The sequence below is a fragment of the Streptomyces sp. NPDC005811 genome (assembly GCF_040630405.1).
Classification (GTDB): Bacteria; Actinomycetota; Actinomycetes; order Streptomycetales; family Streptomycetaceae; genus Streptomyces.
In genome coordinates, this window is sequence record NZ_JBEXXK010000017.1 from 113949 (window position 1) to 130863 (window position 16915).

A 16915-nucleotide genomic window follows, 5' to 3' on the forward strand; every position below is an offset into this window, starting at 1 on the left:
CCGGGCCCGCCCTCCCTCTGCCCGCCCCCTGCTCGTCCCCTGCCCGTTCCCGCCCCGCTTCCCTCCGGTGTATTGACTAGTTCTATTCAGAGGTCCAGGATGTGAATAGAGAGAGCAACAGTCCGTCGGGACGCACCGTCCGCAAGGAGGCAGACCATGTCAGGACCCCGCCCCGTACGAGCATCGCGCGGTACGGAACTGAGCGCCCTGGGATGGCAGCAGGAAGCCGCTCTGCGGATGCTGCAGAACAATCTCGACCCCGAGGTCGCCGAACACCCCGACAAGCTCGTCGTCTACGGCGGCACCGGCAAGGCCGCCCGCGACTGGCGCTCCTTCGACGCCATGGTGCGCACCCTGAAGGGGCTCAAGCAGGACGAGACGATGCTCGTCCAGTCCGGCCGCCCCGTCGGCGTCATGCAGACCCACGAGTGGGCCCCGCGTGTCCTCATCGCCAACTCCAACCTCGTCGGCGACTGGGCCAACTGGGAGGAGTTCCGCCGTCTGGAGGCCCTCGGCCTGACCATGTACGGCCAGATGACCGCCGGTTCCTGGATCTACATCGGTACCCAGGGCATCCTCCAGGGCACCTACGAGACCTTCGCCGCCGTCGCCGCGAAGAAGTTCGGCGGCACCCTCGCCGGGACGATCACCCTCACCGCCGGCCTCGGCGGCATGGGCGGCGCCCAGCCCCTCGCCGTCACCATGAACGACGGTGTCGCCCTGTGCATCGACTGCGACCCGCGCGCCATCGAGCGCCGCATCGAGCACCGCTACCTCGATGTGCAGGCCGACTCCCTCGACCACGCCCTCCAGCTGGCCGTCGAGGCCCGTGACGCCCGCCGCCCGCTGTCCATCGGCGTCCTCGGCAACGCCGCCGAGCTGGTCCCGCAGCTCCTCGCGATGGGCGCCCCCATCGACATCGTCACCGACCAGACCTCCGCCCACGACCCGCTGGCCTACCTGCCGGTCGGGGTCGCCTTCGAGGACATGGCCGACGCGGCCGCCAAGGACCCGGCCGGCTTCACCACCCGGGCCCGCGAGTCGATGGCCCGCCACGTGGAGGCCATGGTCGGATTCATGGACGCCGGCGCCGAGGTCTTCGACTACGGCAACTCCATCCGCGGCGAGGCCCAGCTCGCCGGCTACGACCGGGCCTTCGCCTTCCCCGGCTTCGTCCCGGCCTACATCCGCCCCCTGTTCTGCGAGGGCAAGGGCCCCTTCCGCTGGGCGGCCCTGTCCGGCGACCCCGCCGACATCGCCAAGACCGACAAGGCGATCCTCGACCTCTTCCCCGAGAACGAGTCCCTGGCCCGCTGGATCAAGCTGGCCGGCGAGCGCGTCCACTTCCAGGGCCTGCCCGCCCGGATCTGCTGGCTCGGCTACGGCGAGCGCGACAAGGCCGGCGAGCGCTTCAACGACATGGTGGCGTCCGGCGAGCTGGCCGCCCCGCTGGCCATCGGCCGCGACCACCTCGACTGCGGCTCCGTCGCCTCCCCCTACCGGGAGACCGAGGCCATGCTCGACGGCTCCGACGCGATCGCCGACTGGCCGCTGCTCAACGCCATGGTGAACGTGGCCTCCGGTGCCTCCTGGGTCTCCCTGCACCACGGCGGCGGCGTCGGCATGGGCCGCTCGATCCACGCCGGCCAGGTCACCGTCGCCGACGGCACCAAGCTCGGCGGCGAGAAGATCCGCCGCGTCCTGACCAACGACCCCGGCATGGGCGTCATCCGGCACGTCGACGCCGGCTACGACATCGCGGAGACCGTCGCCGACGAGCGCGGCGTGCGGGTGCCGATGCGCGAGGGTGACGACGCGTGACGTTCCACAGCATGTGGGCGGAGTTGCTGCCCGTCGGCCGTGACTCCGCCTCCCGCGGCTACCGCCGGTTCGCCTGGACCGCCGCCGACGCCGACTGCCGGACCTGGTTCGAGGAGCAGGCCGCCGCGCGCGGTCTGGCCTACGAGGTGGACCGCAACGGCAACCAGTGGGCGTGGCTCGGCGACCCGGCCGCCGGGGACGCCGTCGTCACCGGCTCGCACCTGGACTCCGTGCCCGACGGCGGCGCCTTCGACGGGCCGCTCGGGGTGGTCTCCTCCTTCGCCGCGCTGGACGAACTGCGCGCCCGGGACGCCGACTTCACCAAGCCCCTCGCCATCGTCAACTTCGGCGACGAGGAGGGCGCCCGCTTCGGTCTCGCCTGTGTCGGCTCCCGCCTCACCTCCGGAGCGCTCACCGCCGAGCAGGCGCACCGCCTCACCGACGCCGACGGGACCACCCTCCCGCAGGCCATGGAGGCCGCCGGTCACGACCCCGACGCCATCGGCCCCGACCCCGAGCGGCTGGCCCGTATCGGCGCGTTCGTCGAACTGCACGTCGAACAGGGCCGCGCCCTGGACCTGTCCGGCGACCGGGTCGGCATCGCCAGCGCCATCTGGCCGCACGGCCGCTGGCGGTTCGACTTCCGCGGCGAGGCCAACCACGCGGGCACCACCCGCCTCGTCGACCGCCGCGACCCGATGCTGTCGTACGCCGAGACGGTCCTCGCCGCCCGCCGCGAGGCCGCGCTCGCCGGTGCCGTCGCCACCTTCGGCAAGATCTCCGTCGAGCCGAACGGCGTCAACGCCGTCCCCTCCCTGGTGCGCGGCTGGCTCGACTCCCGCGCCGAGGACCAGGCCACCCTCGACACCGTCGTCGGCGGCATCGAGAAGGCCGCCCGCGCCTACGCCGAGGAGCACGGCGTCGACCTCGACGTGGTCCGGGAGTCCTTCACCCCGGTCGTCGAGTTCGACCACGCCCTGCGCGACGAACTCGCCCGCATCCTGGGCCGGGACACCGACCTCAGGGTCCCCGTCCTCGGCACCGGTGCCGGACACGACGCCGGGATCCTCTCCGGACGCATCCCGACCGCCATGCTGTTCGTGCGCAACCCCACGGGCGTCTCGCACTCCCCGGCCGAGTCCGCCGCCGAGGACGACTGTGTGGCCGGGGTGCACGCCCTCGCCGACGTACTGGAAGGACTGGCCTGCAGGTGACCTCCACGCAGCGGACACGGACCTACTGGCTGGAGCACGCCTGGCTCGACCCGCGGGTGGAGCCGGGCGTCGCCCTCGACGTCACGGACGGCCGCATCACCGCCGTCCGCACGGGCGTCGACACCCCGCCCCCGGGCGCCGAGATCCTGCGCGGCCTCACCCTCCCCGGCCTGGCGAACGCCCACTCGCACGCCTTCCACCGCGCCCTGCGCGGCACCGTCCAGGTCGGCTCCGGCACCTTCTGGACCTGGCGCGAGACCATGTACTCCGTCGCGGACCGGCTGACCCCCGACACCTACCACGCCCTGGCGCGCGCGGTGTACGCCGAGATGGCGCTCGCCGGGATCACCGCCGTCGGCGAGTTCCACTACCTTCACCACGCCCACGGCGGCACCCCGTACGCCGACCCCAACGCCATGGGCGAGGCCCTGATCGAGGCCGCCGCCGAAGCCGGCATCCGCATCACCCTCCTCGACACCGCCTACCTGTCCTCCGGCTTCGGACAGCCCCCCACCGCCCACCAGCTCCGCTTCTCTGACGGGAGCGCGGACGCCTGGGCCGAACGCTCTTCACTTCTCAAGGAACGGGATCACGCACGGATCGGGGCCGCGATCCACTCGGTGCGGGCCGTGCCCGCCGAGCAGCTGGCGACCGTGGCGGGCTGGGCGGAGGAGCGCGGCGCGCCGCTGCACGTCCACCTCTCCGAGCAGACCGCCGAGAACGAGGCCTGCCACGAGGTCCACGGCTGCACCCCGACCCAGCTCCTCGCCCTGCACGGGGTCCTCGGTCCGCGCACCACCGGCGTCCACAACACCCACCTCACCGCCGAGGACATCTCCCTGCTCGGCGGCAGCGGCACGGGCACCTGTATGTGCCCCACGACCGAGCGGGACCTCGCGGACGGCATCGGCCCGGCCGTCGCCCTCCAGAACGAGGGCTCACCGCTCTCCCTGGGCTCCGACAGCCACGCCGTCATCGACCTCCTGGAGGAGGCCCGCGCGATGGAGCTGAACGAACGCCTGCGCACCCGCACCCGCGGTCACTGGACGGCGGCCGCCCTGCTGCGCGCCGCCTCCGCCGACGGCCACGCGGCCCTCGGCCGCCCCGAGGCGGGCACCCTGGAGACCGGCGCCCCCGCCGACTTCACGACGATCGCCCTCGACTCCGTCAGGACAGCGGGCCCGCTGCCCCGGCTCGGCGCCGAGACCGCCGTATTCGCGGCGACCGCGGCGGACGTACGGCATACGGTCGTCGCGGGCCGGCACGTCGTACGCGACGGGGCCCACACGCTCGTACCGGACGTACCGCAGGCGCTGGCCCGGGCGGTGGAAGCCCTGCACGCCTGACCCCCGCCCCCGCCACCGCCCGCGCCCCCGCACCCGTCAGCCACGAGGACACGACGATGAGCAGCAGCACCGTCATCACCAACATCGCCACGCTGGTCACCAACGACCCCTCCCTCGGTGACGGCTCTCCCCTCGGTCTGGTCCGGGACGCGGCCGTCGTCATCGAGGGCGACCGCGTCGTGTGGACCGGTGACTCCAGCAAAGCACCCGCCACTGACAACCGGGTCGACGCCGACGGCCGGGCGGCCCTCCCCGGCTTCGTCGACTCCCACTCCCACCTGGTCTTCGCGGGCGACCGCACCGAGGAGTTCAACGCCCGGATGTCCGGCCGCGGCTACACCGCGGGCGGCATCCGCACCACGGTCGCCGCCACCCGGGCCGCGAGCGACGAGCAACTCGAGGCGAACCTCACCCGTTACCTGTCCGAGGCCCTCCACCAGGGCACGACCACCTTCGAGACCAAGTCCGGCTACGGCCTGACGGTCGCCGACGAGGCCCGCGCCCTGCGCATCGCGGCCGCCCACACCGACGAGGTCACCTACCTCGGCGCCCACATCGTCTCCCCCGACTACGCCGACGACCCGGCCGCCTACGTCGCGTTGGTCACCGGCGAGATGCTGGACGCCTGCGCCCCGCACGCCCGCTGGATCGACGTCTTCTGCGAGAAGGGCGCCTTCGACGGCGACCAGGCCCGCGCGATCCTCACGGCCGGCAAGGCGAAGGGCCTGCACCCCCGCATCCACGCCAACCAGCTCTCGTACGGCCCCGGCGTCCAGCTCGCCGTCGAACTGGACGCGGCGAGCGCCGACCACTGCACCCACCTCACGGACGCGGACGTGGACGCGCTGGCGAATGGGACGACGGTCGCCACGCTCCTCCCGGGCGCCGAGTTCTCCACCCGCGCCGCGTGGCCGGACGCCCGCCGCCTCCTGGACGCGGGCGTCACGGTGGCCCTGTCCACGGACTGCAATCCAGGCTCGTCCTTCACCTCCTCCGTCCCCTTCTGCATCGCCCTGGCCGTCCGGGACATGGGCATGACCCCGGACGAGGCGGTCTGGTCGGCAACGGCCGGCGGCGCGGCAGCCCTCCGCCGCACGGACGTCGGCCACCTCACCCCCGGCGCCCACGCCGACCTGACCCTCCTCGACGCCCCGAGCCACGTCCACCTGGCCTACCGCCCGGGCGTACCCCTGGTCTCGGGGGTGTGGAAGAGGGGCGTGCGGGTGGTCTGAGGGGCGCGCGCCGCAGGTCGGCCGACCCCACGGCCGCCCGTTCGCGCGGTCGAAGATCTCGCGCCGTCGGACATCCCCCCGCTCACCGGGATCGGCTCGTGCGGGCGGCGGCCATGCCTCGTCGTAGGACCGGCGCGCGTGCACGGCAAGCGCGACCTTCCGTCAGCGGGATCCCGCTCGCCAGCGCTGGTCTCCGGCTTCGTCCAGGGGTTCCAGGGACACTCCGCCCTCCGGGTCCGCCGTCAGGCCCGTCAGGATCGCGATCCGTGGGCGGATCGTGCCGTCCGTGTCCACCGTGAAGCGGAGGTTGTCGCCGTTGTCGCCCTCCACCGAGGCGCACTGCCAGACGCCGACGCCCTTGTCCACGGAGCCCCGGCTGTCCAGGCAGAAGTCGGTGTCGGCGGCCGACTGCACCACCCCGCGCCCCGCGTCCACCCGCCACCGCTGGCTCGGTGAGGCGGAACAGGGGACCGTCACCACGTCCGTGCCGTTGTCGAAGTCGCCCGCCACCTCCAGGCAGCGGCCCGTCGCGACGTTCACCACCTGGGCGTACGTCCCGCCCGGCGCGCGGGTCGGGGTGGGGGAGGGAGACGGTGTCGGGGTGGTGCGTGAGGGGGACGGCGTCGGGCTCGGTGTCGGGGGCTTGGTACTTGGCGTGGGGGAGGGCGGGGGCGCCGATACCGTCGTCGTCACCGTCACCTGAGGGGCCGTCGACGGGGCTGCGGCTGCCGGCCCCGTCGGGGCTCCGGCGTCGTCCGAGGGCATCAGGGTCAGCCACAGGGGTATCAGGGCCAGTGCCGCCACCGTCGAGCCCAGGAGCACACGGCGTCGCGGGAGTCGTCGTACCGGCGCCGTCGCCTCACGCGCCGGCTCCCGTTCCTCCCGCACGTACGCCGTCCCCGCCCACGGCAGCAACCCCTCCGCCAGCGCCGTGCGGGGCGCGTCCCGGAGCGCGCGCTGTTCCTCGTACGCCGTCGCGCAGTGCGGGCAGCGCGCCCGGTGGGCCTCCAGGTCGGGACTGCGCCGGGCGCCCTCGGGTCGTACGGACTCCTCGATCAGCCGCCGGAAGTCCCCGCAGCTCGGATCGTCGGAGGCGGCCAGGCGCAGCCGGAGCGCCGCCCCCGCCAGCGCGTGCAGGGCGGGGGCGATCCCGTACGACACGTCCTCGGGGGTCAGACCGAGGAGTACGGCGATACGCGTCGGCGACTCCCGCTCCACCACGCCGTACCAGAGCAGACCCTGGGTGCGGGGCGGGAGGGAGTGGAAGGCGGGAGAGAGGGGAGGGAGAGGGGCGTGGGGGGCGGGTGCCGTGCGGAGGACCAGCAGCAGGCCCGCGTCCAGGCCGCTCGCCCGGTCGTCCCCCGCCCATTCCGCCGCCACGCGTCCCACCTGGAGCAGCAGCCGGTGCCGCCAGGCGCCGCCGGGTTCGCTGCCGCGCGCGGTCTCCCGTGCCGTGCGGGTGAACGCCTCCGCCGCCAGCCGGCGCGCGGCCGGCTCGCTCGTCGTACAGAGGCGGGCGTAGGCCAGGACGGCGGGCTCGTGGCGGGTGCGGAGGGCGCGCAGCGCCGGGTAGGCGCCGGCGGGCGCGCCGCGCAGCAGGTTCGTCAGGCGGGCGTCGGAGGCATCGGAATCATCGGAAGCGGTGGGATCCTCTCCGCTCTCTTCGTCCGCACGCACCACGACACCCGCCTCCTCGCCGTTGCTGACGTACTGGTCAGTCTGTGGTGGGGGTGACCCTAGTGGCGAGAGGGGGTCGGGGGGAGGGTTTCCGAGGGTAAGGTTCCCGGCCCCGGGGCTGAACCCAGGGGGTTCCGGAGGGCTGGACCCCCTGGGCCGGCGGAGCCTACTCCTCGACCGTCAGTCCCTTGCGCAGCCGCACCAGCGTCCGCGACAGCAGGCGGGACACATGCATCTGCGAGATCCCCAGTTCCTCGCCGATCTCCGACTGGGTCAGGCCCGCGACGAAGCGGAGGGAGAGGATCTGGCGTTCGCGCGGCGGGAGTTCGGCGATCAGGGGTTTCAACGACTCGACGTACTCGATGCCTTCGAGCCCGTGGTCCTCGTAGCCGATGCGGTCGGCGAGGGCCCCCTCCGCGTCGTCCTCGTCCGGCTGGGCGTCCAGGGAGGACGCCGTGTAGGCGTTGGAGGCCGCCATGCCCTCCACGACTTCCTCGTTGGTGAGGCCGAGACGTTCCGCCAGTTCCGCCACGGTGGGGGAGCGGTCCAGCTGCTGGGCGAGTTCGTCGCCCGCCCTGGCCAGGTCGAGCCGCAGCTCCTGGAGCCGGCGCGGGACGCGCACGGACCAGGACGTGTCCCGGAAGAACCGCTTGATCTCACCGACGATGGTCGGCATCGCGAAGGTGGGGAACTCGACGCCGCGGGACAGCTCGAAGCGGTCGATCGCCTTGATCAGCCCGATCGTGCCGACCTGGACGATGTCCTCCATCGGTTCGCTGCGCGAGCGGAAGCGGGAGGCGGCGAACTTCACGAGGGCGAGGTTCAGCTCGACGAGGGTGTTGCGGACGTACGAGTACGCGTGTGTGCCCTCGTCGAGGGACTCCAGCCGCTCGAACAGCGTCTTGGACAGGGCCCGTGCGTCGACGGCCCCGATCTGTGCGATCTCCTCCTGCGGAGGGATCAGCTCGTCGTACGGAGGGGGCGCGTCGGGGTGACGGGGCCCGGGGAGCTCCGCGATGGGATTCAGCTGGTCCTGTACCGGTGGGGGTGTCGACGTCGCAGTCGGGGTAGGCGATCCGTCGAGCCGGGGTGACATGATGTCCTCCATCGTTCTCGGCACAAGGCTGCCGAAGCCAGTGAGCGCACTACGGTGTGCGGCGCCTCCAAAGCCGGCCGTGTCGGTTGTGTGTTCCTTACTAGCCCTACCGGCAGTACAGAGCCATCCGCAAGTGCGAATTGGTGCCTTATGTCCGTTTGTGTGTGATTGTTCGGGTGTTGGAGCACGTGACGAAGGCGTAGTGTTCGAGGGCGGCCGACGGGGAATTCCGCAGGCCGTCCGCAGGTGATCACCCAGCAGTGAGCGAACCCGGGAGAGAGACGCATGGACCGCGGGACGGTCGGCAGCGCACAGTCGGGCCGGCTTCTGGTCGAGGTGCGGGAAGAGGGCTCCAGCGCCGTCGTGACCCCGGCGGGTGAGTTGGACCACCACACCGCCGATCTGTTGCGTGACCCGCTCGAGGACTGTCTCGCCAGGGGGTTCAGCAGGCTGGTCGTGGACTGCTCACGGCTGGAGTTCTGCGACTCCACCGGGCTGAACGTCCTGCTCGGCGCCCGGCTGAAGGCGGAGGCGGCCGGGGGCGGGGTCCATCTGGCGGGGATGCAGCCCGTGGTGGCCCGGGTCTTCGAGATCACCGGGGCGGACGCGGTGTTCACCGTGCACGACAGCCTCGCGGCCGCGCTCGCCGACGAGGACGGCTGAGCCGTCCCGGCCGTCCGCGGTTGCGGGCGCCCGGTACGACGGGAACGGGGGGTGTTCCACCCGTTCCGCCGGGCAGGAGACATCCTGGACCTGAACATGTCGGCGGCACGTTCGACGGAAACGCCGGTGCGCCGCGTACTGAACCCTGTACGGCACTCTGTGCTGAACTGAATGTTGAATGTTGCATTGTGAACCGGTGAATCGGTGAGGTGAAGCGCTGATGAGCACCACCCGGCCCTACTCGCCGGGCGACCGCGGTCCGGAGCAGGAGCCGGAGGCCGACGGCGCTTCCGGGGGCCCGGCGAGTCGCTCCGGGGCCCCTGCGGGTCGCCAGGTCCGCGGGCTGAGCTTCGACGGCGTCAGCGGGGTCGTCCCGGCGGCCCGCGACTTCGCCCGGCAGGCGCTGTACGCGTGGGGCTGGCTGCCCGCGGCCACCGCCGACCAGCGGGCCGCCGCCGAGGATGTGCTGCTCGTCGTCTCCGAGCTGGTCACCAACGCCTGTCTGCACGCCGAGGGGCCGGAGCGGATGGTCCTGGGCTGCGACAAGAAGGTGATCCGCGTCGAGGTCTCCGACCGCGGCACCGGCCAGCCGGCCCCCCGCACCCCGCACCGCGCGGGCCGCCCCGGCGGCCACGGCATGTTCATCGTCCAGCGCCTCTGCCTGGACTGGGGGGTCGTCCGCACCCCGGGCCTGGCCGGCAAGACGGTCTGGGCGGAACTGGGCGCCCCGGCCTGACGGCCGGCCCGCGGAGGCCCCGGCCTGACGGTCGGCCCGCGGACGGCACTTGCGCGGGCTGCGGGCTGCGGGCTGCGGGCTGCTTGGGCCGACCCGGTTGCTCGGGCCGTGCCCCCCCATCCGCCCCACCGTGATCCCGTCTCCCCCGAACCCCCCACCCCCACCCCCCCCCGGATCCCCACAACTCCGGCCCTCCCCTTCTCTTCCCTCCTCAACCCGCCCGGCGTACCTTGACGGCTCGATCTGATGGCTCGTCAGGAATGGCCGGGAAGGGCCGGCAGGCGACCGGCAGGAATGAGGGGACCGTGTCGAACCGGAAGCGAAGTGCCGCGCTCATGACCGCCGCGGCCCTGGCCGGGGCGGCGGTCTGGGTGTCCGCCCCCGTGGCCACGGCCGAGGTCGTCGACGTCGACTACTCCTGCAAGACCCCCATCGGCGACAAGAGCGCGGTCTCGCCGATCGACATCAAGGGCGTCAAGAGCGGCAGCGGCTACAAGATCACCATGTCCTGGCAGAAGGGCGTCTCCTCCAGCCCGGTGGAGCTCGGCGCGGGCTCGATGGTCCCCAGCGCCACCATCAAGCTCGGCGGTGCGGACAGCGGCACGATGAGCGTCACCGGCCCCGCCAACCAGGCCGCGATCCCCGAGAACACCCCCATCAAGATCAACGATCTGAGCGGCACGTACACCCCGAAGAAGACCGGCAAGGTCACCTTCACGGCCGCCGTCCTCACCATCAAGGCGCTCGGTACGACGACCACCTGCACGCCCACCAACAGCCCCGGCCCCTCCCTCACCCTCGACGTGACCGCGTCGGGCGGCAGCGGAAGCACCGGCGGCGACGGCGGCGGCGAGCTTCCGCAGACCGGGCCCGAGGACTCGGCGATCGCCCTCGGCACCCTCGGCGGAACCGTCCTGCTCGCCGGCGCGGCGGGCGTCCTGTGGCTGACCCGGCGGCAGCGGCAGCCCCGCTGACCGCCGCCCCGCCCACCCCTCGTCACCGGAGCCGCCGATGCCGTACGCCTGCGCCGCCCGTGCCGCCCGCACCCTGCTGCTGACCCTGCCCCTGCTCGTGGCCGCCGCTCCCGGCGCCACCGCCGGCGGCTGGTCGGCCGCGCCCTCGGGCGGCGGGCGGCCCTCCTTCTACGCGGAGGGCGCACCCGGCACGGTGCTCCAGGACACGGTCGCCGTCACCAACCCGGGCACCCGGCCGCTCACCGTACGGCTGCGCGGCACCGGCCTCGGCGGACTCCCGGTCACCTTCGCCCGGGCGGCCGTCCGGGTGCCCGCCCGCACCCGCGCCGAGGTGCCGTTCACGGTGACGCTCCCCGCGGACACACCCCCGGGCGACCGCTCCGGTGCGATCGCCGTCCAGGACTCCACGGGCCGACGGGTCACCGTGCCGCTGCTGGTACGGGCCGACGGTCCTCGGCTGCCCGCGCTGACCGTCGAGCACGTGGCCGTGCGCGGCGACCGGATCACGTACGAGCTGGTCAACCGGGGGACGACGGACCTCGTGCCCCGGCTCGCGGTGCGCGCGGACGGGGTCCTCGGGACCGTACTGGACCGCGCCCCGCGCACCCTGCCCGTCCGGCTGCCGCCGGGCCGCCGGCTGCGGCTCGACGAGCCGTGGCCCGACCGCCCGGCGCTGGACGCGGTGACCGTGCGCCTGACGGTCACCGCCCCCGGCGCCGCCCGCGCCACCGGCCGCACCCGGGCGCGGTTCGTGCCGTGGAGCGCGGCGGGGGCCGGGGCGGGCGCGCTCTCCGTCGGGGCGGGGGCCCTGGCGGTCGTACGACGTCGTAGACGCGCGAGGGGAGCGGGTACGTGAACGGCAGACTGCGGAGCGCCGCACCGGTGCTCGTCGCCCTCCTCCTGTTCCTGGTGTCGCCGCTCGCGCCGGCCGGTATCGCGGCGGCGGCCGGGAAACCCGCCGTCACCCTCTCCAGCGCCCAGGCCGGGACCGGCGCCTCGGTCACCGTCAGCGGCAGCGGGTGGCGGCCGCGCACCCTGCTGATGCTGCTGATCTGCGGGCGGGCCAGCCCGGCCCGGGGACTGACCGGTGGCACCAACTCCTGCGTCAACGCCGACGGCAGGGCCGTCACCACCGACGCCGAGGGACGGTTCACCCACGCGCTCCCGGTGGCCGAGCCGCCCGACCCCTGCCCCTGTGTGGTGCACGTGGCCACCGCGACCGGGGCGAAGGCGCAGGTCGACGTGGTCTTCCAGGTGGCCGGGCACCCCGTCGAACCGCTGCCCGCGGCGTCCTCGTCCGGCGGCCGGCTCGCCGTGCTCACCGACACCCGGCTGGACGGCTCGGGCGGTCTGCTCACCTGGTTCGGCGCGCCGCCCGACCGCACCCTCGTCCTCACCGTCGGCAACCTCGGCACCACGACCGTGAAGGACCCGGTGTTCCAGGTCGGCACCGCGCACGGGGTGTTCGCCCCGCAGTGGGACGAGCGGCAGTGGCGCGGCACGATCCCGCCCGGCGGGAAGGCCCGGGTGAAGCTGCCCGTCGAACTCTCCGCCGGCGCCCACGGCGACTACACCGTCTCCCTGAAGTACGGCGGCAAGGTCCTCGCGGAGCAGCCCTGGGGCGTGGGCCGCCCCTGGGGCGTGACCCTGTTCTGGATCCTGCTCTGCCTGGTGGTGCCCGCCGCGGTGTTCCGGATCGGGATGGCGGTGGTGGACCGGGTACGTCCGCGGAACCGGCCCGCCCGCCGGACCCGCGGGAGGCACGGGCCCGGCGGCCGGGACCCCTCACCGGTCCCCGCCAGTACCTCCGCGATCCTGCCGTGGTTCACCCCGGACACCGCTCCGGTCACGGCGGACCGGCTCTCCGCACCGCACGACGACCATCCGACGAGTCCTCGACTCCCGGCAGGAAGGGAACCAAGTGAGTGAGAGAGCCGTACCACCCCCGCGCGGGGCCGGGCGGAGGAGCGCGGCCGCGGCGGGCGCCGCCGTCCTGCTCGCCGGGGCCGCCGCGCTGCTCGGCGTGACCGCGGGGCAGGCCCAGGCCGCCGAGGTCTCCTACGCCACCCACTGCGTGCCGCCCTCGGGCGTGGGCCTGCCCGAGATCGACGGCACCACCAAGGTCGACGTCAGCGCACCGGCCACGGCGAAGGTCGGCGACACCGTCGACATCGTCTGGACGTTCACCCAGGCCGCGTCGAAGAACCCCGACATCATCGATCTGCCCGCGAACTCGGTCCAGCCGTCGGGCACGTTGAAGGCGGCCGGCGCGCAGAGCGCGGACATCGCGATGACGGGCCCGCGCGAGAACCCGGCGATCCCCAAGGGCGGCGCCATGGTGCTGTCCGCCATGAAGGGCACGCTGAAACTGACGGCGGCGGGCCAGGTGACGCTGACGCCGAACGCGTACGTCGTCAACGCGCTGGGGACGAACACCACCTGCACCCCGTCCGAGACCGTCCAGCCGGCCGCGACGATCACGGTGACGGCGGGGGAGGGCAGTGCGAGCGCGTCCTCCGATCCGTCGGGGAGCGCGAGCGCCAGCCAGTCCTCGTCGGCGTCGGCCAGCACCTCGGCGAGCGCGTCCGCCAGTACGTCCGCGTCCCCGAGCGTCTCGGCGAGCGCGACCGGTGACGACGGCCAGACCGACTTCACCGGCAAGGTCGTGGACATCCCCTACACCTGCGATTCCCCGCTCGGGGTGAAGAAGGCGACCTCGCCGATCCAGATCAACGCCAAGAAGGACGGCGGGAGTTACGACCTCACCGTGCAGTTCAAGAAGTCGGTGATGGACAGCCCGATCGACATCCCGGCCGGCAAGGTGAAGCCGACCATGCAGGTCGTGCTGGGCGGCTCGGACACGGGCTCGGTGACGGTGGAGGGCCCGCTGAACACCGAGACGATCCCGCAGGGCGACCCGATCGAGATCCCGGACCTCACCGGCACCTACAAGCCGGGCGCGACCGGCGAGTCCACGCTCTCCCCGGGCGTCCTCACCATCGAGGCCATGGGCACGACCACCACCTGCACCCCCGACAGCACCGCCGTCTCCCTCACCCTGAACACCGAGGAACAGGCGAGCGGGGCCTCCGGCGGTTCGTCCTCGTCGAGCACGTCGACCAGTGGCGGCCTGGCGGAAACGGGCGCCGAGAACCACGCCTCCCTCAAGGCCCTGGGCCTGGTGGCCGGCACGGCGGTCCTCCTGGGCGCGGCGGTGTTCACCTTCATGCCGGGCCGCAGACATCTGAGGTGACCCGGCCCTAGGGGCGCGGGGAACTGCGCGAGCAACCCAAGACGGACAGACAGCCGACATACAAGAGGGCCACCCCTGTTCAAAGAGACAAGGGTGGCCCTCTTCAGAAGACGATCAGTGAACGTCCCCCATCAACTCCCGGACCCTCTTCCGGTACATCCACACCGCTCCACCGGCGATCACCGCCAGCACCGCCTGGAGCGCGACGATCCCCGTCTTGTTCAGGTCGACCCCGGCGATGGCCAGCAGACCGGTGGTCGCGTCGCCCGCGGTGACCGCCAGGAACCAGACACCCATCATCTGCGAGGCGTACTTCGCGGGCGCCATCTTCGTGGTGACCGACAGACCCACCGGGGACAGCGTCAGCTCACCCACGGTCTGGACGAAGTAGATGCCGACCAGCCACATCGCGGCCGCCTTGTGACCGCCGTCGGCGATCGCCAGCGGGGCGAGGAACAGGAAGAAGGACGCGCCGATCAGCACCAGGCCCATCGCGAACTTCACCGCGGTGCTGGGCTCCTTGCCGCGCCGCGCCAGCGCCAGCCAGGCCCAGGCGAAGACCGGCGCCAGCGCCATGATCATGACCGGGTTGACCGACTGGTACCAGGAGACCGGGAACTCCCAGCCGAAGATCGTGTTGTCGGCGGAGGAGTCCGCGAACAGGGACACGGTCGAACCGCCCTGGTCGTAGATCATCCAGAACACGGCCGCGGCCACGAAGAACCAGATGTACGCCGACATCTTCGACTGCTCGGCGCGGTCGAGGTCCTTGTCCCGCTTGATGCGGCCTATGACCAGGACGGGGATGACCAGACCGGCGATGGTGATCGGGACCAGCAGCCAGTTCAGGGTGTAGTGGCCGGAGACCACCACGACCGTGTAGAAGACGGCGGCGACGGCGGCCCACAGACCGGCCTTGCGCAGCGTGGCGGACTTCTCGGCCGCGGTCATCGGGGTGGGCACGACGTCCGAGCGGGAGTTCAGATGACGGCTGCCGAGCAGGAACTGGGCGAGGCCGAGGGCCATGCCGAGCGCGGCGAGGGCGAAGCCCAGGTGCCAGTTGACGTTCTCGCCGACGGTGCCGATGACCAGCGGGGCGGCGAAGGCGCCGAGGTTGATGCCTATGTAGAAGACGGTGAAGCCGCCGTCGCGGCGCGGGTCGTCCGGGCCGTCGTAGAGGTGGCCGACCATCGTGGAGATGTTGGCCTTCAGCAGACCGGAACCGACGGCGACCAGGCCGAGGCCGGCGTAGAAGGTGCCGGAGTTCGGCAGGGCCAGGGTGAGGTGGCCGAGCATGATGATCGCGCCGGCCACGGCGACCGTCCGGCGGGGGCCGAGGACACGGTCCGCGAACCAGCCGCCGGGCAGGGCGAGCAGGTAGACGAGCGACAGGTACACCGAGTAGATCGCGGTCGCGGTGGCCGCGCTCAGGTGCAGGCCGCCCGGGGCCACCAGGTACAGCGGGAGCAGGGCCTTCATGCCGTAGTAGGAGAAACGCTCCCACATCTCGGTCATGAAGAGAGTGGCCAGTCCGCGGGGGTGGCCGAAGAAGGTCTTCCCGGAGCCGGGGGTGCCCGGACGGACCGAGTCCTTCGTCAGGCTGGACGCCATGGTCGTTCCTTGCTGGTCGGGACGCGCTGCTTCAGCGGGCTTGCCTGAGCGGTCACGCGCCCGGTGGGGGCGGCCGGCACCGGCGGGTCGGTCCGTCCGCCCCCACGCCCTCGGGGAGTCCGCCCCGGGTCGCGGAGCGGTGGACGGCGACCACCGGGATCCACGCCTCTACGCGCGTTGCGCGAGCAGAGGCCCGGCCAGAGGTCATTCCTTTCGAGGCCGGCGGGGACGTGGCCCGCACCGGCCCGCACACAAAAGAGACCTTCGGCGTCAAGTGCGCCAAAGGTCCCCGCGGTGCTACAGGCGTTGTTTCACCATACGTCAGCACAGTGTCGGAAATGAATAGGTTTGAGACACGGATCACAGGTGATCAAGGAACCGCAGTGACCTTTCGAAGGTCTGTACTATCCTGCCACCCGCCGACCGTAGGTACGTACCAAGATCGCCCCCGGTCCGGCGGGCCGATTGTCCGGCATGTCCCTGGGTAAGAAACAGCCGCGCCGATCACACTTCGACCCGTGCCCCCCGCGGACTACCATCAGCTCATGACCCGTGTACTGCTCGCCGAGGACGACGCGTCCATCTCGGAGCCGCTGGCCCGCGCACTGCGCCGGGAAGGGTACGAGGTCGAGGTGCGTGAGGACGGACCGACCGCGCTCGACGCCGGGATGCAGGGCGGCGTCGACCTGGTCGTGCTGGACCTCGGCCTGCCCGGCATGGACGGCCTCGAGGTCGCCCGCCGGCTGCGCTCCGAGGGCCACGCCGTGCCGATCCTCATCCTGACCGCGCGCGCCGACGAGGTGGACACCGTCGTCGGCCTCGACGCGGGCGCGGACGACTACGTCACCAAGCCCTTCCGTCTCGCCGAACTCCTCGCCCGCGTACGGGCCCTGCTGCGGCGCGGCGCCGCGGAGCCCGCGCAGCCGCCCGCCACCCACGGGGTGCGCATCGACGTCGAGTCGCACCGCGCCTGGATGGGCGACGAGGAACTCCAGCTCACGGCCAAGGAGTTCGACCTGCTGCGGGTCCTCGTCCGGGACGCGGGCCGGGTCGTCACCCGCGACCAGCTGATGCGCGAGGTCTGGGACACCACCTGGTGGTCCTCCACCAAGACCCTCGACATGCACATCTCCTGGCTGCGCAAGAAGCTCGGCGACGACGCGGCGAACCCCCGCTACATCGCCACCGTGCGCGGTGTGGGCTTCCGCTTCGAGAAGAGCTGAAGGCTGCCGCCGGGGCTTGACCGACCAGGCGCATCCGGCCGGCGTGGCCTGTGCCGGGTGCGTGGCCGC

At 72.7% G+C, this 16915-nt stretch carries 14 protein-coding genes; 11 read left to right on the plus strand and 3 right to left on the minus strand.

What is annotated here, in order from left to right; translation table 11 throughout:
* Nucleotides 1–156: 156 nt before the first annotated feature.
* From hutU to hutI, 4 genes are read left to right on the plus strand one after another with little or no spacing between them, the layout of a single operon-like run.
* Nucleotides 157–1821 (plus strand): urocanate hydratase, encoded by a 1665-nt coding sequence (gene hutU, locus ABZ490_RS20055; RefSeq protein ID WP_358991731.1) that lies wholly within the window; start codon nucleotides 157–159, stop codon nucleotides 1819–1821.
* On the plus strand, nucleotides 1818–3035 hold the full coding sequence (locus tag ABZ490_RS20060) for an allantoate amidohydrolase (protein ID WP_358991734.1): 1218 nt from the start codon (nucleotides 1818–1820) through the stop codon (nucleotides 3033–3035). The genes hutU and ABZ490_RS20060 overlap by 4 nt, the downstream gene beginning before the upstream one ends.
* Complete coding sequence (locus ABZ490_RS20065; protein ID WP_358991737.1) at nucleotides 3032–4381, plus strand: formimidoylglutamate deiminase; 1350 nt, start codon at nucleotides 3032–3034, stop codon at nucleotides 4379–4381. Before ABZ490_RS20060 ends, ABZ490_RS20065 begins: the two co-directional genes overlap by 4 nt.
* A gap of 56 nt (nucleotides 4382–4437) precedes the next feature.
* Entirely contained in the window at nucleotides 4438–5613 is a 1176-nt protein-coding gene (hutI, locus tag ABZ490_RS20070) for an imidazolonepropionase (RefSeq protein ID WP_358991740.1), read from the plus strand.
* Between the two features lie 162 nt (nucleotides 5614–5775).
* On the opposite strand, the gene ABZ490_RS20075 is transcribed toward hutI, so the two are convergent.
* Together ABZ490_RS20075 and ABZ490_RS20080 are read right to left on the minus strand one after the other, a co-directional pair.
* Nucleotides 5776–7290 (minus strand): RICIN domain-containing protein, encoded by a 1515-nt coding sequence (locus ABZ490_RS20075; protein ID WP_358991871.1) that lies wholly within the window; start codon nucleotides 7288–7290, stop codon nucleotides 5776–5778.
* Nucleotides 7291–7456: 166 nt separating this feature from the next.
* On the minus strand, nucleotides 7457–8386 hold the full coding sequence (locus ABZ490_RS20080; protein ID WP_358991743.1) for an RNA polymerase sigma factor SigF: 930 nt from the start codon (nucleotides 8384–8386) through the stop codon (nucleotides 7457–7459).
* 285 nt (nucleotides 8387–8671) lie between these two features.
* On the opposite strand from ABZ490_RS20080, the gene ABZ490_RS20085 reads away from it, so the two are divergent.
* From ABZ490_RS20085 to ABZ490_RS20110, 6 genes are all read left to right on the plus strand, one after another.
* Nucleotides 8672–9049: an STAS domain-containing protein gene (locus tag ABZ490_RS20085; protein WP_067251031.1), complete on the plus strand. Its 378-nt coding sequence runs from the start codon at nucleotides 8672–8674 to the stop codon at nucleotides 9047–9049.
* Nucleotides 9050–9269: 220 nt separating this feature from the next.
* Entirely contained in the window at nucleotides 9270–9785 is a 516-nt protein-coding gene (locus tag ABZ490_RS20090) for an ATP-binding protein (protein WP_358991747.1), read from the plus strand.
* A gap of 305 nt (nucleotides 9786–10090) precedes the next feature.
* Entirely contained in the window at nucleotides 10091–10759 is a 669-nt protein-coding gene (locus tag ABZ490_RS20095) for an LPXTG cell wall anchor domain-containing protein (protein ID WP_358991750.1), read from the plus strand.
* Between the two features lie 37 nt (nucleotides 10760–10796).
* The gene (locus ABZ490_RS20100; protein ID WP_358991753.1) at nucleotides 10797–11615 is read left to right on the plus strand and encodes a hypothetical protein; all 819 of its coding nucleotides are present in this window, start codon (nucleotides 10797–10799) and stop codon (nucleotides 11613–11615) included.
* Nucleotides 11612–12688, plus strand: coding sequence for a hypothetical protein (locus ABZ490_RS20105; RefSeq protein WP_358991756.1), 1077 nt, complete (start codon nucleotides 11612–11614; stop codon nucleotides 12686–12688). The genes ABZ490_RS20100 and ABZ490_RS20105 overlap by 4 nt, the downstream gene beginning before the upstream one ends.
* A 64-nt stretch (nucleotides 12689–12752) precedes the next feature.
* Complete coding sequence (locus tag ABZ490_RS20110) at nucleotides 12753–14012, plus strand: hypothetical protein (protein WP_358991873.1); 1260 nt, start codon at nucleotides 12753–12755, stop codon at nucleotides 14010–14012.
* Between the two features lie 114 nt (nucleotides 14013–14126).
* Here the strand turns inward: ABZ490_RS20110 and ABZ490_RS20115 are convergent, their stop codons facing one another.
* On the minus strand, nucleotides 14127–15623 hold the full coding sequence (locus tag ABZ490_RS20115) for an oligopeptide:H+ symporter (protein ID WP_358991759.1): 1497 nt from the start codon (nucleotides 15621–15623) through the stop codon (nucleotides 14127–14129).
* Between the two features lie 545 nt (nucleotides 15624–16168).
* On the opposite strand from ABZ490_RS20115, the gene ABZ490_RS20120 reads away from it, so the two are divergent.
* The gene (locus ABZ490_RS20120) at nucleotides 16169–16846 is read left to right on the plus strand and encodes a response regulator transcription factor (RefSeq protein ID WP_067251025.1); all 678 of its coding nucleotides are present in this window, start codon (nucleotides 16169–16171) and stop codon (nucleotides 16844–16846) included.
* Nucleotides 16847–16915: the final 69 nt, after the last annotated feature.

Excerpts from the sequence above, each read along its gene's own strand:
- hutU (WP_358991731.1), top strand. The coding sequence starts at position 157 with ATGTCAGGACCCCGCCCCGTACGAGCATCGCGCGGTACGGAACTGAGC.
- hutI (WP_358991740.1), top strand. The coding sequence starts at position 4,438 with ATGAGCAGCAGCACCGTCATCACCAACATCGCCACGCTGGTCACCAAC.
- ABZ490_RS20080 (WP_358991743.1), bottom strand. The coding sequence starts at position 8,386 with ATGTCACCCCGGCTCGACGGATCGCCTACCCCGACTGCGACGTCGACA.
- ABZ490_RS20085 (WP_067251031.1), top strand. The coding sequence starts at position 8,672 with ATGGACCGCGGGACGGTCGGCAGCGCACAGTCGGGCCGGCTTCTGGTC.
- ABZ490_RS20090 (WP_358991747.1), top strand. The coding sequence starts at position 9,270 with ATGAGCACCACCCGGCCCTACTCGCCGGGCGACCGCGGTCCGGAGCAG.
- ABZ490_RS20100 (WP_358991753.1), top strand. The coding sequence starts at position 10,797 with ATGCCGTACGCCTGCGCCGCCCGTGCCGCCCGCACCCTGCTGCTGACC.
- ABZ490_RS20115 (WP_358991759.1), bottom strand. The coding sequence starts at position 15,623 with ATGGCGTCCAGCCTGACGAAGGACTCGGTCCGTCCGGGCACCCCCGGC.
- ABZ490_RS20120 (WP_067251025.1), top strand. The coding sequence starts at position 16,169 with ATGACCCGTGTACTGCTCGCCGAGGACGACGCGTCCATCTCGGAGCCG.